Origin of the sequence: uncultured Pseudoflavonifractor sp. (assembly GCF_944387275.1) — a bacterium.
In the GTDB taxonomy this organism is placed as follows: domain Bacteria; phylum Bacillota; class Clostridia; order Oscillospirales; family Oscillospiraceae; genus Pseudoflavonifractor; species Pseudoflavonifractor intestinihominis.
In genome coordinates, this window is sequence record NZ_CALXEG010000047.1 from 1 (window position 1) to 19,588 (window position 19,588).

The 19,588-nt window shown below is 63.5% G+C and carries 15 protein-coding genes; 7 read left to right on the forward strand and 8 right to left on the reverse strand.

Annotated features, from left to right (window positions below; translation table 11 throughout):
* Nucleotides 1–107: 107 nt before the first annotated feature.
* The 3 genes from Q0K23_RS10905 to murQ all read right to left on the reverse strand — a co-directional run bounded on the left by Q0K23_RS10905 (nucleotide 108) and on the right by murQ (nucleotide 3,641).
* A complete protein-coding gene (locus tag Q0K23_RS10905; protein WP_294521998.1) occupies nucleotides 108–947 on the reverse strand; it encodes an HAD family hydrolase in 840 nt (279 codons plus the stop codon).
* 230 nt (nucleotides 948–1,177) lie between these two features.
* A complete protein-coding gene (locus tag Q0K23_RS10910; protein WP_294522001.1) occupies nucleotides 1,178–2,635 on the reverse strand; it encodes a PTS transporter subunit EIIC in 1,458 nt (485 codons plus the stop codon).
* 109 nt (nucleotides 2,636–2,744) lie between these two features.
* The gene (gene murQ, locus Q0K23_RS10915) at nucleotides 2,745–3,641 is read right to left on the reverse strand and encodes an N-acetylmuramic acid 6-phosphate etherase (protein ID WP_294522004.1); all 897 of its coding nucleotides are present in this window, start codon (nucleotides 3,639–3,641) and stop codon (nucleotides 2,745–2,747) included.
* A 505-nt stretch (nucleotides 3,642–4,146) separates the two neighbouring features.
* Here murQ and Q0K23_RS10920 point away from each other — a divergent pair.
* The 5 genes from Q0K23_RS10920 to pbp4b all read left to right on the forward strand — a co-directional run bounded on the left by Q0K23_RS10920 (nucleotide 4,147) and on the right by pbp4b (nucleotide 12,463).
* Nucleotides 4,147–4,683 (forward strand): PTS glucose transporter subunit IIA, encoded by a 537-nt coding sequence (locus Q0K23_RS10920; RefSeq protein WP_294522006.1) that lies wholly within the window; start codon nucleotides 4,147–4,149, stop codon nucleotides 4,681–4,683.
* 36 nt (nucleotides 4,684–4,719) lie between these two features.
* A complete protein-coding gene (locus Q0K23_RS10925; protein ID WP_148316148.1) occupies nucleotides 4,720–4,977 on the forward strand; it encodes an HPr family phosphocarrier protein in 258 nt (85 codons plus the stop codon).
* A 14-nt stretch (nucleotides 4,978–4,991) separates the two neighbouring features.
* A complete protein-coding gene (gene ptsP / locus Q0K23_RS10930) occupies nucleotides 4,992–6,614 on the forward strand; it encodes a phosphoenolpyruvate--protein phosphotransferase (protein ID WP_294522013.1) in 1,623 nt (540 codons plus the stop codon).
* A 36-nt stretch (nucleotides 6,615–6,650) separates the two neighbouring features.
* Nucleotides 6,651–7,547, forward strand: a complete 897-nt coding sequence (locus Q0K23_RS10935; protein ID WP_294522016.1) for a MurR/RpiR family transcriptional regulator — start codon at nucleotides 6,651–6,653, stop codon at nucleotides 7,545–7,547.
* Nucleotides 7,548–7,720: 173 nt separating this feature from the next.
* On the forward strand, nucleotides 7,721–12,463 hold the full coding sequence (gene pbp4b / locus Q0K23_RS10940; protein WP_294522018.1) for a penicillin binding protein PBP4B: 4,743 nt from the start codon (nucleotides 7,721–7,723) through the stop codon (nucleotides 12,461–12,463).
* Between the two features lie 139 nt (nucleotides 12,464–12,602).
* Here pbp4b and Q0K23_RS10945 read toward each other — a convergent pair whose 3' ends face one another.
* From Q0K23_RS10945 to tsaA, 3 genes are all read right to left on the reverse strand, one after another.
* The gene (locus tag Q0K23_RS10945) at nucleotides 12,603–12,875 is read right to left on the reverse strand and encodes a DUF3343 domain-containing protein (RefSeq protein ID WP_294522020.1); all 273 of its coding nucleotides are present in this window, start codon (nucleotides 12,873–12,875) and stop codon (nucleotides 12,603–12,605) included.
* A complete protein-coding gene (locus Q0K23_RS10950; RefSeq protein WP_294522023.1) occupies nucleotides 12,868–14,142 on the reverse strand; it encodes a double-cubane-cluster-containing anaerobic reductase in 1,275 nt (424 codons plus the stop codon). The genes Q0K23_RS10945 and Q0K23_RS10950 overlap by 8 nt, the downstream gene beginning before the upstream one ends.
* Nucleotides 14,143–14,345: 203 nt before the next feature.
* Nucleotides 14,346–15,047: a tRNA (N6-threonylcarbamoyladenosine(37)-N6)-methyltransferase TrmO gene (gene tsaA / locus Q0K23_RS10955; RefSeq protein WP_294522026.1), complete on the reverse strand. Its 702-nt coding sequence runs from the start codon at nucleotides 15,045–15,047 to the stop codon at nucleotides 14,346–14,348.
* 243 nt (nucleotides 15,048–15,290) lie between these two features.
* Here tsaA and Q0K23_RS10960 point away from each other — a divergent pair, with 243 nt between their 5' ends.
* Entirely contained in the window at nucleotides 15,291–16,637 is a 1,347-nt protein-coding gene (locus Q0K23_RS10960; protein WP_294522029.1) for a uracil-xanthine permease family protein, read from the forward strand.
* 51 nt (nucleotides 16,638–16,688) lie between these two features.
* On the opposite strand, the gene Q0K23_RS10965 is transcribed toward Q0K23_RS10960, so the two are convergent.
* Nucleotides 16,689–17,948 carry a helix-turn-helix domain-containing protein gene (locus Q0K23_RS10965; protein WP_294522035.1) on the reverse strand — a complete coding sequence of 420 codons (1,260 nt, stop codon included), beginning with the start codon at nucleotides 17,946–17,948 and terminating at the stop codon, nucleotides 16,689–16,691.
* A 128-nt stretch (nucleotides 17,949–18,076) separates the two neighbouring features.
* Nucleotides 18,077–18,712 (reverse strand): transcriptional regulator, encoded by a 636-nt coding sequence (locus Q0K23_RS10970; RefSeq protein ID WP_294522038.1) that lies wholly within the window; start codon nucleotides 18,710–18,712, stop codon nucleotides 18,077–18,079.
* Between the two features lie 424 nt (nucleotides 18,713–19,136).
* On the opposite strand from Q0K23_RS10970, the gene Q0K23_RS10975 reads away from it, so the two are divergent.
* Nucleotides 19,137–19,588: amidohydrolase family protein (locus tag Q0K23_RS10975; protein ID WP_294522039.1), on the forward strand; the 452-nt coding region annotated here is incomplete at its 3' end.

Sequence of the window (19,588 nt, forward strand, 5' to 3'; positions counted from 1 at the left end):
CCTGGGCCGCGATGATCCGCGCCGCCTTCTCGCTCATCTCTTCATAGTTTTCCGCTGCATAGATCCGAATCATGGCATATTTCTCCTTCTTCTGTTCTGTGGGCGGCTCACGGTCCGCCCAGAATATAGCGCTCGATGGCCAGGGCGGCGCCGTCCTCCCGGTTGGAGGCGGTCACCGCGTCCGCCGCGTCTTTGACCGCCTGGGCGGCGCTGCCCATGGCCACGCCCAGGCCGGCGGCTTTCAGCATGGTGATGTCGTTGCCGCTGTCGCCGATGGCCATGGTGCAGGCCGGATCAACGCCCAAAATCCGGCAGGCGGCCAGCATGCCGTTGGCCTTGGTAGCCTGGCTGTGGGTGATCTCCAGGCTGTGGGGGCCGGACCAGGCAAAGGAGACCGGAGCGGCCTCCAGCGCCCGCTCCACCTCCGCCCCCAGCTCCGTGGGGACGTAGGGCAGATTCACCTTGTCCAGGTCCAGCCCGGGCCGGTCCAGCACCTCCTCCAGGGTGGGCACAGTCCGCCCCCTGGCCGGCAGGATATTGTTCAGATGGAAATAGAGGCTGTCCTCATGGGCCCGCTGCATGTCCCAGCTCTCCTGGGTGAGATAGAGCAGGCCGCTGGCGGACAGCTCCACCGGCAGGCCCAGGCTCCGGGCCAGCGCCAGCACCTGCCGGGCGGCGTCCGGCTCCATGTAGCGGGCCTCCAGCAGCTCCCCGGTGGGGAGGCGGCGGACCTCGCTGCCGTTGCACAGGACACACAGGTCCTCCCACTCCGCGCCGGTGCGCACTGCCGGGGGCAGCATGGCGTACTGCCGCCCTGTGGCGGGCACGATGGCCACGCCCTTCCGGGCCGCCGCCGACAGCGCGGCGTACAGCCGGGGGGTAAAGGTCTTATGGTCGTCCAGAAGGGCGGTCCCGTCCAGATCCATGGCAAGCAGGGAAATCTCCATCTCGAGGGCACCTCTCTATAATAAAATAGCATGCGGGCCGCTCCCGTCCGCCGGGACGGCCTCCCGGCACAGCATACCACCTCTCCCGTTCCGCCGCAACCGGCAGCAGGCGCAAAGCAGGCCGCGGGCCCCCTCCGGGGCCCGCGGCCTGCTGCTGTCTGGGGAAATGCTCCGTCCCGGGTCAGGACGGACGCGTGTCAAAGAGGGGTAGGGTCAGAGCGCGCACAGCCTTAGGCCGCGGCCACTTCCTGCTCCTTGATGCCGAACCAGGTGAAGATGAAGCCCATGATGTAGCTGATCACCAGGCCGATAAGGAAGTAGATGATGGACAGGATGGCGCCGTTGGGGCCGGCGGTCATGACGAAGATGCCCAGCAGGCCGGAGGGGCCCCAGGTGGTGGCGGCCACCTGCATCAGCATGACGAAGGCTCCGCCGAAGCCGGCGCCCAGGCCGGCGGTGAAGAAGGGCTTGCCCATGGGGAGGGTGACGCCGTAGATGAGGGGCTCACCCACGCCCAGGATACCGGCGGGCAGAGCGCCGCCGATGACCTGGCGCAGACGGTGGTTGCCGGTGCGCTTGGCCTTGATGGACAGGGCGATGGCGGCGCCCACCTGGCCGGCGCCGGCCATGGCCAGGGCGGGGTACAGGGTGACGTAGCCGAAGGCCTCAAGCTGGACGGTATACAGGGCCACCAGGCCGTGGTGCATACCCATGGCCACCATGGGCAGGAACAGGGCGGCGCCCAGATAGCCGGCCACCATGCGGACCACGGGGTTGGTGCTCATAGCCACCAGCTCAACCAGCTTGCACAGGCCGGTGGAGATGAGGCCGGTGACAGGCATGACGATGAAGATGTAGGGGATCAGGGTGATGATGAGGGTCAGGATGGGGGTGAAGCAGATGTCCACGGCGTCGGGCATCTTGCTGCGGATGGCCTTCTCGATCTTGCACATGAACCACACGCCGATGACAACGGCCAGCACGCCGCCGCGGCCGGCGCGGAGGATGGCGTCAAGGGGCTGGGCCTCGTTGTACAGGCCCACGATCTTGGAGATGGCGTCAATGTTGCCCAGGGTGGTGATCATACCCACCATGCCGCCCAGGATGGGGGTGCCGCCGAACTTCTCGGCAGCCCGGTAGCCGGCCCAGGCGGTGATGTAGGTCATGAAGGCGGTGTTGATAAGGCTGAGCAGGTTGTAGATGATGTTCCAGACCGCGTTCTCGGTATAGTTGGGGATGGCCTGGGCCAGCAGGGTGGCCAGACCGGAGCAGATACCGGCGGCGATAACGCCGGGGATCAGGGGCACGAAGATCTCGCCGAAGGTCTTGAGCATGGCCTTGACCTTGCTCTCCTTCTGAGCGCCCTTGATGGCGGCCTTGTTGGCCTTCCAGTCGCTGCTGGCGGACACGCCGGTGTCGGCGCCCTCAGCGGAGACGGGGATGCCCATGTCCTTGTAGATGTCGGCCACCTTGCGGCACTTGCCGGGGCCAACAACGACCTCCACATAGCCGGGGTTGTCGTGGACCAGACCCAGAACGCCCTCCACGTTCTTCAGCGCGGCGTCCTGAATGGCGCCGTCATCCTTGACATGGATGCGGACGCGGGTCATGCAGTTGGTGGCGCTGTTCACGTTGCCGCGACCGCCGACCAGCTCCAGGATCTTGCTGGAAAGTTCCTGATTTGTCATGTTACACCTCTCCTTTTTCTATTGGGGTACACACAATCGTTCCGCAGGGCGGAACGCAAAAACAGCCCCCAGGCTGTTCTCGCCATAAGTATCCGACCGGCTTGCGGCCTTACTGGATGGCCTCGCGGACATGGCCTCTGGCCTTGTCCAGACGGGCCTTGGCCTCTTCTGCGTCGCAGTTGGCCAGAATCATGGTGATGGCGGTCTTTACGCTGCCGCCTGCCGCCGCGATGGTGGCCTTGGCGGTGTCACGGTCCACACCGGTGGCCTCCATGACAATCTTCTCGGCCCGGACGTGGAGCTTCTCGTTGGTCTGCATCACGTCCACCATCAGGTTCTGATAGGCCTTGCCCACACCCACCATGGTGGCGGTGGAGATCATGTTGAGGATCAGCTTCTGAGCGGTGCCGGCCTTGAGGCGGGTGGAACCGGTGAGGACCTCGGGGCCAACCACCACCTCGATGGCCAGGTCGGCCGCCTGGCCCACGGCGGAGCCGGCGTTGCAGGAGATGGCCACGGTGCGGCAGCCCAGCTCACGGGCATAGTCCAGGCCGCCCAGCACGTAGGGGGTGCGGCCGCTGGCGGCGATACCCACCACCAGGTCGTCCTTGGTCAGATTGTTGTCCTTCAGGTCGTCGCGGCCCAGCTCCCGGCTGTCCTCGGCGCCCTCAACCGCCTTGATGAAGGCCTTCTCGCCGCCGGCGATGAGACCCACCACCAGGTCAGGAGACACGCCGAAGGTGGGGGGGCACTCGGCGGCATCCAGCACGCCCAGGCGGCCGCTGGTGCCGGCGCCCATATAAAACAGCCGTCCGCCCTTCTCCAGGGAGTCAATGGCCCACTCCACTGCCTTGGCAATGTTGGGCAGCAGCGGCTCGATGGCCTGGGGAACTCTGGCGTCCTCCCGGTTCATGGCCGTCACAACCTCCAGAGGGGTCATGGTGTCCAGATTCATGGTGGCCTGATTACGGGTCTCCGTGGTCATTGCGTCCAGATTCAAATTCAATGCCCATTCTCCTTCCGCGCCTGAGTGGAGCCGATGGTGCGTTCCGCTCCATCCTCCCCAGCCCGTCCGAAAGCCGGGAGGAAAAATCATAATCGCTGCAAGCAACAGCCTTCGCTGTACATTCATCCTAATAAATCCTGCATTTCATGTCAATTATTTGAGCAGTTTATGGCACATTGTTTCGTCAAGTGGCTCCTTTTTCTCCCATTCCAGCATTTTGATGAAACTTTCCAAGCTAGGAAGATTTGAATTGTCTGATATGCACATATGTTTCAAAGAAAGTTTTACTTTTTCCCTTGACAGGCGAAACTTTAGTTGCTATACTGTGCTCGCAAGCAAAAGTTGAATACACAGCCGCCTGAGTTTTGTGCGTTCTGACGTCCGATCTGGAAAGTCCTCTGTGCCGGGGCATTGTCCCTGGAACGAGTGCTCTCCGGAAGGACGTCTTTTATTTTTTTACGCAGCACAGTCATTGCAGAAGCTTGAAAGGAGCGAGCATTTTACCATGTCTGAGAAAAAAGGATTTGCCTCCTGGCTCTTTGGAAAGAAGAAGGGTGCCGAAGAGGCCCCCGCCGAGGAGCCCGGTGTGGAGCGCCTGGGCAGCCCCCTGGCCGGAAAGCTCATCGGGATTGAGCAGGTGTCCGACCAGGTCTTTGCCGATAAGATTCTGGGCGACGGCGTGGCCGTGATCCCCGCTGACGGCAAGGTGTACGCCCCTGCCGACGGCACGGTGGAGAACCTGCTGGAGAGCCATCACGCCGTGTGTCTCCTCACCCCCGGCGGCGCCGAGCTGCTGATCCACGTGGGCAAGGACACCGTGGCCCTGGGCGGCAAGCATTTTGCCGCCCACGTGAAGGAGGGCGACAAGGTCAAGCGGGGTCAGCTGCTGCTGTCCTTTGAGCGGGACGCCCTGCTGGCCCAGGGCTTCGACCTGGCCACCCCCGTGGTGGTGAGCAACGGCGACGAGTTCGTCATGGAGAAGGCGGAGGGCGGCGAGGTCCGTCCCGGCGACACCATCATCACCCTGACCAAGCGGGCCTGACCCACATCTATATAATATAAAAAGAGGTATTCTGATATGATTCAGTTCCAGTACACCATTACCGATCCCAATGGTCTCCACGCCCGTCCCGCCGGCCTGCTGGTGAAGGAGGCCCAGAAGTTCTCCAGCACCGTGAAGCTGACCCGCGGCGAGAAGAGCGCCGACCTGAAGCGGCTCTTCGCCATCATGGGCATGGGCGTCAAGTGCGGCGAGACCGTGGAGGTGGCCGTGGACGGCGCCGATGAGGCTGAGGCCGCCCAGACCCTGGAGAAGTTCTTCCAGGAGAACTTTTAAAGGAGGCGCTTGTCATGACGGTACTGCACGGTGAAGGTGTGTCCCGGGGCGTGGCCTCGGGCAATCTGCGCTTCCTCCGTCGGGACGCCCAGGCACAGCCCCGCCGGGAAGTGGCCGACCCGGAGGCAGAGGTGGCCCGGTTTGACAAGGCGCGGGGCGAGGCCGTGGTCCAGCTGGCCAAGCTCTACGTGGACACCAAGGCCAAACTGGGCGAGGAGAAGTCCCTGCTCTTCCAGATCCACCAGATGATGCTGGAAGACCTGGACTACCGGGACTCTGTCACCGGGATGATCCGGAGCGAGCACGTCAACGCGGAGTATGCGGTGGACCAGACCGCCGCCCAGTTCTCCCAGATGTTCGCCCAGATGGACGACGACTACATGAAGGAGCGGGCGGCCGACGTGCTGGACGTGTCCCGGCGGGTGATCCGTCTGCTCACCGGCCAGGGAGACGAGGCGCTGGAGGGGGATACCCCCTGCATCATCGCCGCCGACGACCTGGTGCCCAGCGAGACCGCCCGGCTGGACCGGAGCAAGGTGCTGGGCTTTATCACCGCCCGGGGGTCCTCCAACTCCCACACCGCCATCTTTGCCCGCACCATGGGCATCCCGGCGGTGGTGGGTCTGGGGGACAGCCTGCTGGAGGAGTTTGACGGCAAGCAGGTGTTTGTGGACGGCGGCTCCGGCCAGGTGTACGTGGACCCGGACGCCCAGACCGCCGCGGAGCTGGAGGACCGCCGGGACCAGGAGGCGGCCCACCGCCGCTATCTGGACACCTTCCGGGGGCGGGAGGCCGTGGCGCCCGACGGCCACAGGGTGCTGGTGTGCGCCAACATCGGCGCGCCCAAGGACCTGGAGGCCGTCCAGGGGGCGGATGCCGACGGCATCGGCCTGTTCCGCAGCGAGTTCCTCTACCTGGGCCGGGACGACTATCCCCCCGAGGAGGACCAGTACCAGGCCTACCGCCAGGTATTGGAGGCCATGAAGGACCGCATGGTGGTCATCCGCACCCTGGACATCGGCGCCGACAAGCAGGCCGACTACTTCCAGCTGCCCAAGGAGGAGAACCCGGCCATGGGCCTGCGGGCCATCCGCATCTGTCTGACCCGGCCGGAGGTGTTCCGCACCCAGCTGCGGGCCCTGTACCGGGCCTCCGCCCACGGAAAGCTGGGCATCATGTTCCCCATGATCACCTCGGTCAGCGAGGTGAAGCGGATCAAGGAGATGTGCGCCCAGGTGCGCGCCGAGCTGAAGGCCGAGGGCGTGCCCTTTGACGAGCACGCGGAGCTGGGCATCATGATCGAGACCCCCGCCGCCGCGGTCATCAGCGACCTGCTGGCCCGGGAGGTGGACTTCTTCAGCATCGGCACCAACGACCTGACCCAGTACACCCTGGCCGTGGACCGGCAGAACGCCCAGGTGGAGCCCTTCTGCGACCGGCACCACGAGGCCCTGCTGCGGCTCATCCGCACCACCGTGGACAACGCCCACAAGGCGGGCATCTGGGCGGGCATCTGCGGCGAGCTGGCCGCCGACACCACCCTCACCGACTTCTTCCTGGAGGTGGGCGTGGACGAGCTGTCCATGACGCCCGGCGCCATCCTGGAGGTCAAGGCCCGCATCCTGGATCGGAAGTAAGTCACCCGCGAAAACCATGACAGGGAGGCAAGCCTTATGAAAAGCGCACTGCTCAGACTCCGAGAGGCCAGAGATTCTCTCAGCGCCACCGAACGTTCCATCGCCGATTATCTGCTCTCGCACCCTGAAGAGGCCATGGAGCTGAGCATTCACGAGATGGCGGAGCGGACTTTTTCCTCTCCGTCCACCATGATCCGCATGTGCCACCGCATCGGCTTTGAAGGCTACAAGGAGTTTCGCCGTGCGGTGACCTACGAGATGGCCGTGCGCAAGCAGAGTGAGGAGGAGGAGCGGAAGGAGATCGCCCGCTCCGACAGTGTTGAGGATATCATCGAGAAGGTCACCTATAAGAACATCATCTCTCTGGAGGACACCAAGAACCTGCTGGACGCGGACACCCTGCGCCAGTGCGTGGAGCTGATCCGCAAGTGCCGCACCGTGCTGCTGTTCGGCATGGGCGCGTCCCTCTGCGCCGCCCGGGACGCCTATCTCAAGTTCCTGCGGCTCAACAAGCCCTGCATCGTCAACGACGACTGGCACTCCCAGTTCCTCCAGGCCAGGAACTCCTCCAAAGACGACCTGGGCATCGTCATCTCCTACTCCGGAGAGACGGTGGAGATGGTGGAGTGCATGAAGGCCATGCGGGACAACCACACCCCCATCATCGCCATCACCCGCTGCGTCAGCTCGCCGGTGGCTGAGCTGGCCGACTACAAGCTCTACACCACCGCCAACGAGTCCACCTTCCGCAGCGGCGCCATGTCCTCCCGTATCTCCCAGCTCAACCTCATCGACATCCTGTACACCGCCTTCGCCAACAGCGAATACGAGTACAGCCTGGAGCAGCTCTCCCGGACCCATATCCGCAAGCCCAGCTCCATGCGCAAGCCTCTGCTGGATTCTCAGGGTGACCCGGATATTAACCGAAATTAATGAAACCCATCTGGTCATTTTTCATTTTTTCGGTTAAAATGACGTAAAACTGTCAACTTTAGAAATTTTGTACCATGATTCCTCCGATTCCTTGTTCACTTTTGTTCAGTGTGCTATGCTCTTATCAAATAAGCATACTGAACGAGTATGCATGGAAGAGGAGGAATTTTTTTATGAGAAGCGCGCTCAAAAAGGCAACCGGACTGATCCTTGCCGCGGCGCTGACCTTTTCGCTGGCTGCGCCCGCCGCAGCGGCAGGAGGCTCCGCCAGAGCCGGGATCTCTCCCAGCACCGTGACCGAGACCGCTCTGCCCCAGCAGGGCTGGCAGGCTCAGGTCACCTTCCCCGACTGGGCCGGGTATGTGGACGACACCCTGGCCATGAACAGCCTGTACAGCTTTGACGGCTACGCCGATCAGGGCGAGCTGTACGTCACCCTGGCCGCCGGCGTCACCAGCCTGCAGCTGTTCGTCAACAACGCCGAGGTGGACACCTCCGCCATGAAGGGCGGCTCCACCTACAAGGTGGACATCTCCGACCTGACCGTGGACGGCACCAACACCGTCCAGGTCTCCGCCATCACCCCCTCCACCCTGGCAGGGGCCGTCACCGTCAGCATCCCCTACCCCACCGTCATCCCTGGCCTGCCCTCCGACGTGGGCATGAGCGACGACATTCTGGGCGTCATCGACGAGTTCATCGACTCCGAGGTGAAGTACGGCTTCTCCGGCGCCCAGCTGGCCGTGGTGAAGGACGGCAAGATGGTGTACTCCAACGCCTGGGGCGCTGTCAACGGCTACAACCCCGACGGCACCCGGATCGAGGAGGGTGACGAGAACTACGTCCCCGTCACCACCGACACCCTGTACGACCTGGCGTCCAACACCAAGATGTACTCCGTCAACTACGCCCTGCAGTACATGCTCACCCAGGGCACCGACGTGTATGACATCTCCCTGGACGACCCCATCACCAAGTTCTTCCCCGAGTTTGACGACGAGGGCAAGACCATCTTCAAGGAGGGCACCTCCGCTGAGGACCAGGCCAAGTTCCTCCAGTGGAAGTCCGAGCTGACCATCCGGGACATCCTGATGCACCAGGCCGGCTTTGACCCCGACCCCCAGTACCACAACGACCAGTTCAACCAGGTCACCCAGAAGCCGGAGGAGGGCGTGGACAACCCCCTGTTCTCCCAGGACCGGGAGACCACTCTCCAGATGGTGCTGGCCTCTCCCCTGACCTATGAGCCGGGCAGCAAGACCGTGTACTCCGACGTGGACTACATGCTGCTGTGCTTCATCATCGAGAAGGTCACCGGCCAGGGCCTGGACCAGTTCCTGAAGGAGACCTTCTGGGAGCCCATGGGCCTGACCCACATCACCTACAAGCCCCTGGAGAACGGCTTTGAGAAGAACGACTGTGCCGCCACCGAGCTCAACGGCAACACCCGGGACGGCGCCATCAGCTTCAAGAACGTCCGCACCGACACCATCCAGGGCGAGGTCCACGACGAGAAGGCCTACTACGCCATGGAGGGCGTCTCCGGCCACGCTGGCCTGTTCGCCAACGCCGAGGACCTGGCCAAGCTGGCCTCCGTCATGCTGACCGGCGGATACGGCGGCAACCAGTTCTTCAGCAAGGACATCATGGACGAGTTCACCAAGCCCAAGAGCCTGGACTACCCCGCCTGGGGCCTGGGCTGGTACCGCCAGGCTGAACTGGGCCGCAGCAGCTACTTCAGCCTCCAGTCCTCCAACTCCACCATCGGACACCAGGGCTGGACCGGCACCCTCACCGTCATCGACCCGGAGAACGACCTGGTGGTGGTGCTGCTGACCAACAAGAAGAACTCCCCCGTGCTGGACAACACGGTGGACGCCAACGACTTCTACTCCGACAACATGGTCCTGGGCGCCCTGGGCGCTGTGGTTGGCATGGTCTATGACTCCATGCGCTCCAGCTCCGACGCCATGGACTCCACCCTGCTCCAGATGGCCCAGGACCGCATCCGCCTGATGACCAGCCACAAGGACCAGTACGACGAGGCCCCCCACATGAACGACTCCTACGCCCTGGTGGACCTGCTGGTCACCCGGGCCGAGCAGCGCAAGAGCGAGGTCACCAAGGCCAACGCCCAGCTGGCCCTGAAGAACCTGAACGACTTTGTGGCGCTCTACGTGGCCAAGGAGGACAACAAGGCCAACGCCGCCGCCTGGTCCGCCCAGCTGCAGGCGCGCATCGACGCCATCGTCACCGACGGCTCCGCCCCCGCCGCCCCCGGCCTGACCGCCGAGTACCGCACCACCGTGGACAATGTGTCCTCCCTGGAGAACTGCCCCTTCAACGGCGGCGACCAGAACTATGTCTACTTCCCCCGCCCCTACTCCTCCGCCGGCTCCACCTCCACCGTGTACTACAACACCGGCACCTGGTTCGACGGCTATGAGGGCCAGGGCACCCTGTGGCTCTGGCTGGGCAAGGAGCTGACCGTGGACGGCGGCATCCGCATCTTCGTCAACGGCGTTGAGGTGGACAACTCCAACCTGGTGGGCCAGACCGGCATCTTCTCCATCGATATCTCCGGCGTGGCCCGCAACGGCCGCAACAGCATCCAGGTCACCATCCCCAACATCAACGAGACGGCCAGAACCAGCACCCGGGTGGCCATCGCCAACCCCACCGTGGTGGACAAGACCGACGACGCCGGCGCTCTGGCCTCCGTGGGCCTGGACGCCAAGGCCCTGGACCTGATCGACTCTGTGGTCCAGAACGACATCGACAACGGCTTCACCTCCGCCCAGCTGGCCATCATCAAGGACGGTCAGATGGTCTACTCCAACGCCTGGGGCACTGTGAACGCCTACAACCCCGACGGCACTCCCAAGACCGACAGCCCCGCCGTCACCACCGACACCCTGTACGACCTAGCGTCCAACACCAAGATGTACGCCACCAACTACGCCATCCAGTACCTGGTGTACAAGGATCTGCTGGACATCAACGACCCCATCACCAAGTACTTCCCCGACTTTGTCAACAACACCATCGAGATCAAGTATGAGACCTCCAACGGCACCGGCGCTCCCGACCTGGAGACCGCCAAGGCCTGGAAGGCTGAGCTGACCGTGGCCGACATCCTCCAGCACCAGGCCGGCTTCGCCCCCGATCCCCAGTTCCACAACGACAAGTTCAACCAGGTCACCCAGCTGCCCGACCCCAACACCGACAACGTGCTCTACGCCATCGGCAAGGAGGCTGTGGCCGAGGCCATCTGCAAGGCTCCCCTGGTCTATGAGCCCGGCACCAAGACCGTCTACTCCGACGTGGACTACATGCTCCTGGGCCTCATCGTGGAGCAGGTCACCGGCAAGGACCTCAACACCTTCCTGAAGGAGACCTTCTGGCAGCCCATGGGCCTGGACCACATCACCTACAACCCCCTGGACAACGGCTTCACCGCCAATGACTGCGCCGCCACCGAGCTCAACGGCAACAGCCGCGACGGCGCCATCAGCTTCACCGGCAACCGTACTGGCACCATCCAGGGCCAGGTCCACGACGAGAAGGCCTGGTACGCCATGGGCGGCGTCTCCGGCCACGCCGGTCTGTTCGCCAATGCCGAGGATCTGGCCACCCTGGCCCAGATGATGCTCAATCCCAGCGGCTACGGCACCAACCGTCTCTTCAGCACCAATGTCAACGAGTACTTCACCTCCCGCAAGGACTCCTCCGCCACCTGGGGCCAGGGCTGGTGGCGTCAGGCCGACTGCGGCCGCCCCTGGTACTTCGGCGTCCAGGCCTCCCGGAACACCATCGGCCACCAGGGCTGGACCGGCACCCTCACCGCCATTGACCCCGAGCAGGACCTGGTGGTGGTCTACCTGACCAACAAGATCAACTCCCCCGTCACCGACAACACCGTCAACGCCAACCAGTTCGACGGCAACTGGTACACCGCCTCCACCCTGGGCTTTGTGACCAACATCCTCTACCAGGGCATCACCGCCAACAGCGCCGCCGAGGATATCCAGCCCGCGCTGGACGCCCTGCTTGGCGACATGGCCGTGGACAAGATGCGCCTGGTGGCCGCCGAGGACACCGACGATCCCACCCACCCCGTGGTGAAGTCCGGCTACTCCATGATCGACCTGGTGTTTGACGCGGCCGAGGCCCGCAGCACCTCCGACAACATTGCCGCCGCCCGCACCGCCCTCTCCCTGCTGGACACCGACCGGGACAAGGACATGATCTCCAGCCTGGCGATCCGCCTCAACAACCTGGAGTACCCCTCCATCACGCCTACCCCCGGCGGCGACAGTGACAAGCCCTCCACCGGCGGCGGCACCGAGCCCACCCAGCCCCAGTGGGACAACCCCTACTCCGACGTGTCCGACGGCTACTGGGCCTATGACGCCATCCGCTTTGTCACCGAGGAGAACCTGTTCCAGGGTGTCACCGGCGGCGGCTTCGCCCCCGAGCTGACCATGAGCCGCGCCATGCTGGCCACCGTGCTCTACCGGGCCGCCGGCTCCCCCGCCGTCTCCACCTCCGCCGGCTTCACCGATGTGCCCGCCGGCCTGTGGTACAGCGACGCCGTGAACTGGGCCGCCTCCAAGGGCATCGTCAAGGGCGTGGGCGGCAACCGCTTCGCCCCCGACGACAATGTCTCCCGTGAGCAGATCGCCACCATCCTCTATCAGTACGCCCTTGCCTCCGGCAAGACCGCCCAGGCGGACGCCTCCGCTCTGGCCGGCTACGGCGACAGCACCGCTGTCAGCACCTGGGCCGCCGACGGTATGGCCTGGGCCGTGGGCGCCGGCGTGATCACCGGCAAGCCCGGCAGTCTGCTGGCTCCCGCCGACAGCGCCACCCGCGCCGAGGTGGCCACCATGCTCATGCGTTTCCTCAGCAAGTAACCCTCTCTTCCTTTTCCCCCCTCTGCTTGCCGCCTGGGGAGGTCTGCATGGACCTCCCCAGGCGGCCTTTTTTCTCCCGGACTGCAACAGAGGAGCCGCGGGACCGGCCTTTTAGGTCGGTTCCGCGGCTCCTCGTTGTTCAGCAGTATTTGTCCCGCCTGGCCCTGATCTGCCCGGCCAGAGGGACGATGGCGTGGTACTCCGCCTGATTCTTCTCAATGCACGCCCGGGCCGCGTCCACCGCCTCGGGCTCCAGCAGCAGGGACATGCCGCAGGACAGCTCCCCCTGGATAGACCGGGGGGCGGGGGCGATGCGGTTGGGGATGTTCTCCCCGTCCAGCAGGTCGTGGAGGCGGAGGCCCTGCTCATAGTTGGCAAAGAGAATGTAGTACCGGACGTGCCCCTCAGCCATTGAGCAGCTCGATGAAGGCGCCGATGCGGGTGCGCAGCTGCTCGGCGTCGGTGTCGGCGTAGTCGGTCTCCAGGCTGAGCACCGGCACGCCCGCCTCGTTCAGAGCCCGGGTCACGGAGTACTTCTCCGTGTCGTACAGACAGCAGAACTTCAGGTTGCAGTCGATGACGCCGTCCACCTTGTACTCCTTCACCAGGCGCAGGATGTCGTCGATGCGGCCGGTGTTGGGGGTGAAGCAGGCGCAGTTGGTCTTCATGTACCGCTGGGACAGGGCCATGAACTGCTCGTCCAGGGTGGTCTTGGTCTCGTCCACCAGGTTCTCGAAGTACCGGGTGCCGGTGCACATCTCCTCGCACACCACCGCGCCGCCGCTGGTCTCCACGATGTTGTGCAGCTTCCAGTTGGGCACGGCCATGGGGGTGCCGGTGATGAGGATGCGCTTGGTCCCCGCGGGCACCACGCTCACCCCGTCCCTGATGCGCTGCTCCAGCTCGTCGGCCAGCCGGTTGCACATCTGGGCGCAGCGGACCGGGTCGTCGAAGAAGGAAATCTGGGTCATCAGCAGGGCGTCACGGCCGGAGATGGGCAGGCACTCCGACTTGCGGCACTCGTACACCCGGGCCAGGGCCTTCCGCTTCTCGTTGATGATGTGGATGGCCTCACCCAGCTTCTCGGGGGTGATGGTGTTGCCGGTGAACTCCTCCACCATCTTGGCAAAGTCGGCGATCTCGTCCTTCCACTTGAGGATGTCCTTCTCCCGCTTCATCTGGGGCACGTCCATGATGTACATGGGCACGTCCTCCCCCAGGATCTCATAGGCCTTCTTCTTGCCGTCACAGGTGGTCTCGCCCACATACATGTCGGCGATGCGGAAGAAGGGGCAGGTCCTGCCCAGCCGGGCACCCACAGAGGCCTTCACCAGGGGGCAGGTGCTCTTGGGCAGCACCTTCTCGCCGTCGGGCACCCAGAACTGGGAGCCGCCGCACAGGCCGGTGAAGATGCCGTCGGCGGCGATGATCACCTCGTCGGGCACATAGACGCAGAAGGTGCCGAACACCTTGCGGCCCTGCTTCTGGGCCTCGATCAGCTCGGCAGGCCGGATGCCGTGGACCTCGGAGATGACCAGATCCCAGAAGTCCATGGCCTTGGGCCGGTTCTCCTGGGACAGGAACACGTCTCCCACCGCCGTGGGCAGCACCTGGCACAGCAGGTCGTGATTCTCCAGGTCCATCCCCAGGTCTTTCCACATCTGAACATAGTCGGACATTTGCAATTCCCTCCATTATTTGTTTGGGGCCGCAGCTGCGCCCGCCATTTTTCAGGGCCGTTTTGTTCAGTATACCGAATTTGACCCCCGGTGTGAAATTGCATTTTGATATAATCCACAGTCTGTTATCAAATTCTTCTATCAAATGGAAAGAGGAGGACCGTTCCGGTCCTCCTCTTTCTATATTATTACACATTATTATACTACCGTGCCAGCTTCTCCACCTGCCGGACGGTGAGCACGCCGTCCCCGACGGAAAAGCGGACGTTGAGCCCGGCGAACTCCATGCCGTACACCCGCTCGGGGTCCTGCTGGTAGGCGGGCCGGGGGTCGTGGGCCAGCACGCCGGTGAGGGCGGCCAGCTTGTCCGGCGGCACCAGAGCCTGGAGCTGGGACGGAAAATCCACCTCCAGCACCTTGCCCCCGTCGCTGCCCGCAAAGCCGCCGGAGGCCTCCGGGTGGCTGTCGGCGTAGGGCAGGTAGGGCTTGATGTCGAAGATGGGGGTGCCGTCCATCAGGTCTGCCCCCGCCACCCGCAGGATGTGGCCGTACTCCGGGTGATGCTCCACCCCCAGCAGCTTCACCGACGACAAGCCGATGGGGTTGGGCCGGAAGGGGGACCGGGTGGCAAACACCCCCATGCGGGTGTTGCCTCCCAGCCGGGGCGGCCGCACCGTGGGGGACCAGCTCTCCCGCACCGCCTTGTGAAACCCCCAGATGAGCCACAGGTGGCTGAAGTCCTCAATGCCCCGCAGGGCGTCCTCCCGGCGGTACTCCGGCTCGAACACCACCGCCGACTCCAGCTCCTCCACCAGCCCGCTCTGGCGGGGAATGCCGAATTTGCCGGAAAAGTCGCTGTGGATGCGGGCGATGACCTTCAGTGCCGGCAGCTGCTGATTTTCCATGGGCGCCTCCTCTCCGGCCCCCTGGCCGGCGGAATTTTTCTTCGATTATAGCATATCCCCGCCCGTCCCGGAACCCCTCCTCCCCGGCCATTTTTGGTCATTTGGGCGTTTTGTACAAATTTTAACGATGTTTTTTCTCTGCCCATTTTTCACTTTTCCCTTGTGTCCGGCGCACAAATCGATTATGATTCTCTTGTGCTAAAAAATATTTTTTCCTAAAAATTTTTTGTGAGGCGATGTGTAATGGCACAGAACACGGAAAACCGCGCCGACCTGGTGTTCTCCTACCAGGGTATCCCCCCGGCCGGCCAGCTGATCCCTCTGGGACTCCAGCACGTTGTGGCTGCCGTGGTGGGTGTAATCACCCCCGCCATGATCGTATCCGGCACCTGCGGACTCTCCGCCGAGGAGAAGACCCTGCTGATCCAGGTCTCTCTGGTGGTCACCGCACTGGCCACTCTGCTGCAGCTCTTCCCCATCTTCGGCCGGATCGGCTCCCGCCTGCCGGTCATTATGGGCATCAGCTTCGCCTACGTCCCCACCCTCCAGGCCATTGGCGCTGACTTCGGCCTGCCCGCCATCCTGGGCGCGGAGCTGGTGGGCGGCTTCGTGGCCATCCTCTTCGGCATCTTTGTCCGGCCCATCCGCAAGCTCTTCCCGCCCCTGGTCACCGGCACGGTCATCTTCACCATCGGCCTCTCCCTCTACCCCACCGCCGTGCGATACATGGCCGGCGGCAGCGCCGACAGCGAGTGGTTCGGCGGCGTGCGCAGCTGGGTGGTGGCCCTCGTCACCTTCGCGGTGGTCATCTTCCTGCAGAACTACACCAAGGGCATCTGGAAGCTGGGCGCCCTCCTGTTCGGCATGATCGTGGGCTACATCGTGGCCTTCTGCTTCGGTATCGTGGACCTGTCCTCTGTGGCCTCCGCCTCCTGGTTCGCCCTGCCCAAGTTCATGCCCTTTGAGATCTCCTTCGAGCCCGCCGCTATCGCCTCCCTGGCCATCGTGTACGTGGTCAACTCGGTGCAGACCATCGGCGACCTGTCCTCCACCACCATGGGCGGCATGGACCGGATGCCCACCGACAAGGAGCTCTCCGGCGGCATCATCGGCCAGGGCGTCATGAGTGTGCTGGGCTCCTTCTTCGGCGGCCTGCCCGTGGCCTCCTACAGCCAGAACGTGGGTATCGTCACCGTCAACAAGGTCATCAACCGGGCGGTGTTCGCCCTGGCCGCCCTCATCATGCTGGTGGCCGGCTTCATCCCCAAGTTCGCCTCCATCCTCTCCACCATTCCCCAGTGCGTGGTGGGCGGCGCCACCATCTCCGTGTTCGCCACCATCACCATGACCGGCATCCGCATGATCACCGACGGCGGCTTCACTCCCCGCAAGAGCACCGTGGTGGGCCTGTCCGTGGCCCTGGGCGTTGGTATCACCCAGGTGTCCGGCTGCCTGTCCGGCAACGGCTTCCCCGACTGGGTCCACACCGTGTTCGGCTCCTCCTCCGTGGTGGTGGCCACTCTGATGGCCATCCTGCTCAACCTGATCCTCCCCAAGGAGAAGGCTCCCGCCGGAACCGCCGCGAAGTAATTTCATACAACACAAACCGCCCCGGAGCAGCGCTCCGGGGCGGTTCTTTTCTTATTCTATTCCGCTAAAGTCCCAGTCCGCCGGGTCACTGGAGTAGTCCTCCGTAATGTCGGTATACTCAACAAATTCCTCCTCCGGGTCGTAGACCGCCGGGGTACCATGCACCACCCACTGCCGTCCATACTCGTCCGTGACCAGAGCGGCCATGCAGTAGGTATACCCGGGCTCCAGGGTAATGGTCTCCGGGCCTTCAAAGAACCAGGCGTTCTCCCAGTCCCCCTGGTAGCTCTCCGGCTGCTCACAGCGGGTATACCGGGCTACCAGCTTCTGGTCCCGGAACAATCCCACCTGGATATCCGCTACCTTGGCACACGGGCCGCTTGTAAACGCCTCATCCACCGTGAGGAAGGTGTACCGGCCACGGCGGAGCACGCCGCCTTCCCCGGTGCTGCCCCAAAGGTCGGAGTTGTCACAGCTCACATAGGGGTAGGTGTCGGACAGGAGATAGGTGAACACGTCCAGCATCTGGGTCTCCCGCCGCTCTCCAGTCACAAAGACCACCGAGAGGGTGATGGAGTCGGTGAGGGGCACGGTCACCTGGGCGGAGAAGGACTGTCCCTCCCCCAGAACCCCGGAGAACTCCAGGGGACCGTCCCCGCAGTCGGCCTGAAAGACCGCCTCCATGCCCTCCACATAGGTCTTGGGCACTGCCTCCAGGGCAAAGGTGGCGGTGCCCTCCCCCGGGTCGGAGGAGAGGAATTCCGCGCTGTAGCTGGCGATCAGGCTGTTCTGGGCCTTGAGGATCTCCTCCACCCGGCTGGTGATGGAGCCAATCTGGCTGTCCACATTGGAGGACACGTTGGCGATGGAGTTTTGCAGATTGCCGTAGTCCTGGCTCACCCGGTCCAGCTGGCTGAACAGGTTGAGAAAAAGCGCTGCCGCCACCACTGCCGCTCCGCAGCCCACCAACACCGGCCAGCGCCGTCGTTTGACGGGGGTCTGAGGCGTCTGGGCCGTCTGGGCGGCCAGGTACCGGTCCGCGATCTCCTGGACCATTTTGATCTGGGCCTCCGTCAGCTCCGTGGGCTGGGCGTCCGTCTGTCCGGCGGGGTGCTCCTCCTCTCCCAGCAGCCCGCCCACCGGCACGGAGAAGATCCGGCTCAGCGCCACCAGCTTCTCCACCTCGGGCAGGCTGGCGTCCGACTCCCACTTATAGATGGCCTGCCGGGACACCCCCAGCTTATCTCCCAGCCCCTCCTGGGAGAGGCCCAGCTCCTTTCGTTTCTGCGCGATGCGCTGTCCCACTGTCATGGCGAGCGCCTCCTTTCCGCCTCCACCTTAGCACAGGGACAGGCCCAAAAACCACCAACTGAGGGGTGGATTTTTGTCAACCAGCGGTTTACATCCCCTGATTTCAGGGCTGTCCCCGGCCCGGCGGGTCAGGATCTGGCCTCGTCGATGTAGCTGTACAGGGTGTACTTGGAGATGCCGAAGAACTTGCACACCTTGTCTCCCGACTTGGTGATGAGAAAGGCGCCGGTGTCGTTGAGGAACTGGACCGCCTTCACCTTGTCCTCCTTGGTCATCATGGCCACCGGCTTGCCCACCAGGGCCACGCTCTGGTCGATGAGCTCGTCCAGCAGGTCGGCCACGTTGCGGGAGATCCGCTCCGGCTCCTGTTGGGGGGCGTCGGTGTTGGTGAACTTGTGGAGCTGGTCCTCCATGGCCAGCATGAAGGTAATGTCGTAGTTGACGCCGAAGATACCGATGGCCTTGCCGTCGTCGTCCCGCAGGTAGATGGTGCTGGACTTGAGGATCTTCCCGTCCTTGGTGCGGGTCAGGTAGCTCAGGTGGTCCTCCAGGTCCTCCCGGCCGCTGTGGAGGGCCTCCAGCACCACGTGGGAGGGACCGTCCCCCACCTTCCGCCCGGTCACCTGGCCGTTCTCAATGGCCACGATGGAGCTGTCCGGGTCGTTGGAGTCCAGGTCGTGGACCACCACCTCGCAGTTGGGCCCGAATTGCCTGGCCAGGCCCTTGGCCAGCTGGAACATGAACTGGAGCACTGACGCCTCCATAGGACCACCTCTTTCCGAAATGTCCGTCCCCGGCGGCCTGTCCCGCTGTTTTCCACAATTCAGCCCCGGAAACACAGTTTAACAAACATCATTCTAACATATTCCGCCGCAATTTCAAGAAAAATTGTTTGACCTAAAAATTTTTTAGCTACTCTGAAAATTCACCTTGAAATACAAGCAATGTTATGGTAGAATAGACCCATCAGAAGGTCATTTCTGTATATAGTACACAAAATTCTATGAAAAAGGCTGCAACGGAGTGCTGCGCGCACGGGCTGAATGGACACGAAATTTCCGCCCCGCCGCGCCGGGGCAGAGAAGGGACGCGTCCATTCCGGCGGAATGGGCGCTTTTTGCTGCACAAAAGCAAGTCCAAGCGCTGCCTCCGGAAGTGTTACGTCTTATGCTCAAAGGAGGAATTACCATGCTTCTGGTGGGAAACGGCAAACTGATCACCCGGGACAGCGCCCTGCCCTATCTGGCTGACGGCGCTGTGGTGCTGGACGGCGACACGGTCAAGGAGGTGGACGCCTGCGCCGATCTGAAGGCCAAATACCCGGACGCGGAATTTGTGGACGCCAGGGGCGGGGTCATCATGCCCGGCCTCATCAACGCCCACACCCACATCTACTCCGGCCTGGCCCGGGGCCTGTCCATCGCGGGCAACAACCCCACCAACTTCCTGGAGGTGCTGGAGGGCACCTGGTGGAACATCGACCGCCACCTGACCCTGGACGGCACCCGCGCCTCCGCCTACGCCACCGTGCTGGACTGCATCCGGGACGGCGTGACCACCATCTTTGACCACCACGCCTCCTTCTGCGAGATCCCCGGCTCCCTGTTCGCCATCAAGGACGTGTGCCAGGAGCTGGGCAT

What these genes read in the sequence shown, in the direction of transcription:
- Q0K23_RS10905 (WP_294521998.1), bottom strand. Translation starts at nt 947, where the DNA reads ATGGAGATTTCCCTGCTTGCCATGGATCTGGACGGGACCGCCCTTCTG.
- Q0K23_RS10910 (WP_294522001.1), bottom strand. Translation starts at nt 2,635, where the DNA reads ATGACAAATCAGGAACTTTCCAGCAAGATCCTGGAGCTGGTCGGCGGT.
- Q0K23_RS10920 (WP_294522006.1), top strand. Translation starts at nt 4,147, where the DNA reads ATGTCTGAGAAAAAAGGATTTGCCTCCTGGCTCTTTGGAAAGAAGAAG.
- Q0K23_RS10925 (WP_148316148.1), top strand. Translation starts at nt 4,720, where the DNA reads ATGATTCAGTTCCAGTACACCATTACCGATCCCAATGGTCTCCACGCC.
- ptsP (WP_294522013.1), top strand. Translation starts at nt 4,992, where the DNA reads ATGACGGTACTGCACGGTGAAGGTGTGTCCCGGGGCGTGGCCTCGGGC.
- Q0K23_RS10935 (WP_294522016.1), top strand. Translation starts at nt 6,651, where the DNA reads ATGAAAAGCGCACTGCTCAGACTCCGAGAGGCCAGAGATTCTCTCAGC.
- pbp4b (WP_294522018.1), top strand. Translation starts at nt 7,721, where the DNA reads ATGAGAAGCGCGCTCAAAAAGGCAACCGGACTGATCCTTGCCGCGGCG.
- Q0K23_RS10945 (WP_294522020.1), bottom strand. Translation starts at nt 12,875, where the DNA reads ATGGCTGAGGGGCACGTCCGGTACTACATTCTCTTTGCCAACTATGAG.
- Q0K23_RS10950 (WP_294522023.1), bottom strand. Translation starts at nt 14,142, where the DNA reads ATGTCCGACTATGTTCAGATGTGGAAAGACCTGGGGATGGACCTGGAG.
- tsaA (WP_294522026.1), bottom strand. Translation starts at nt 15,047, where the DNA reads ATGGAAAATCAGCAGCTGCCGGCACTGAAGGTCATCGCCCGCATCCAC.
- Q0K23_RS10960 (WP_294522029.1), top strand. Translation starts at nt 15,291, where the DNA reads ATGGCACAGAACACGGAAAACCGCGCCGACCTGGTGTTCTCCTACCAG.
- Q0K23_RS10965 (WP_294522035.1), bottom strand. Translation starts at nt 17,948, where the DNA reads ATGACAGTGGGACAGCGCATCGCGCAGAAACGAAAGGAGCTGGGCCTC.
- Q0K23_RS10970 (WP_294522038.1), bottom strand. Translation starts at nt 18,712, where the DNA reads ATGGAGGCGTCAGTGCTCCAGTTCATGTTCCAGCTGGCCAAGGGCCTG.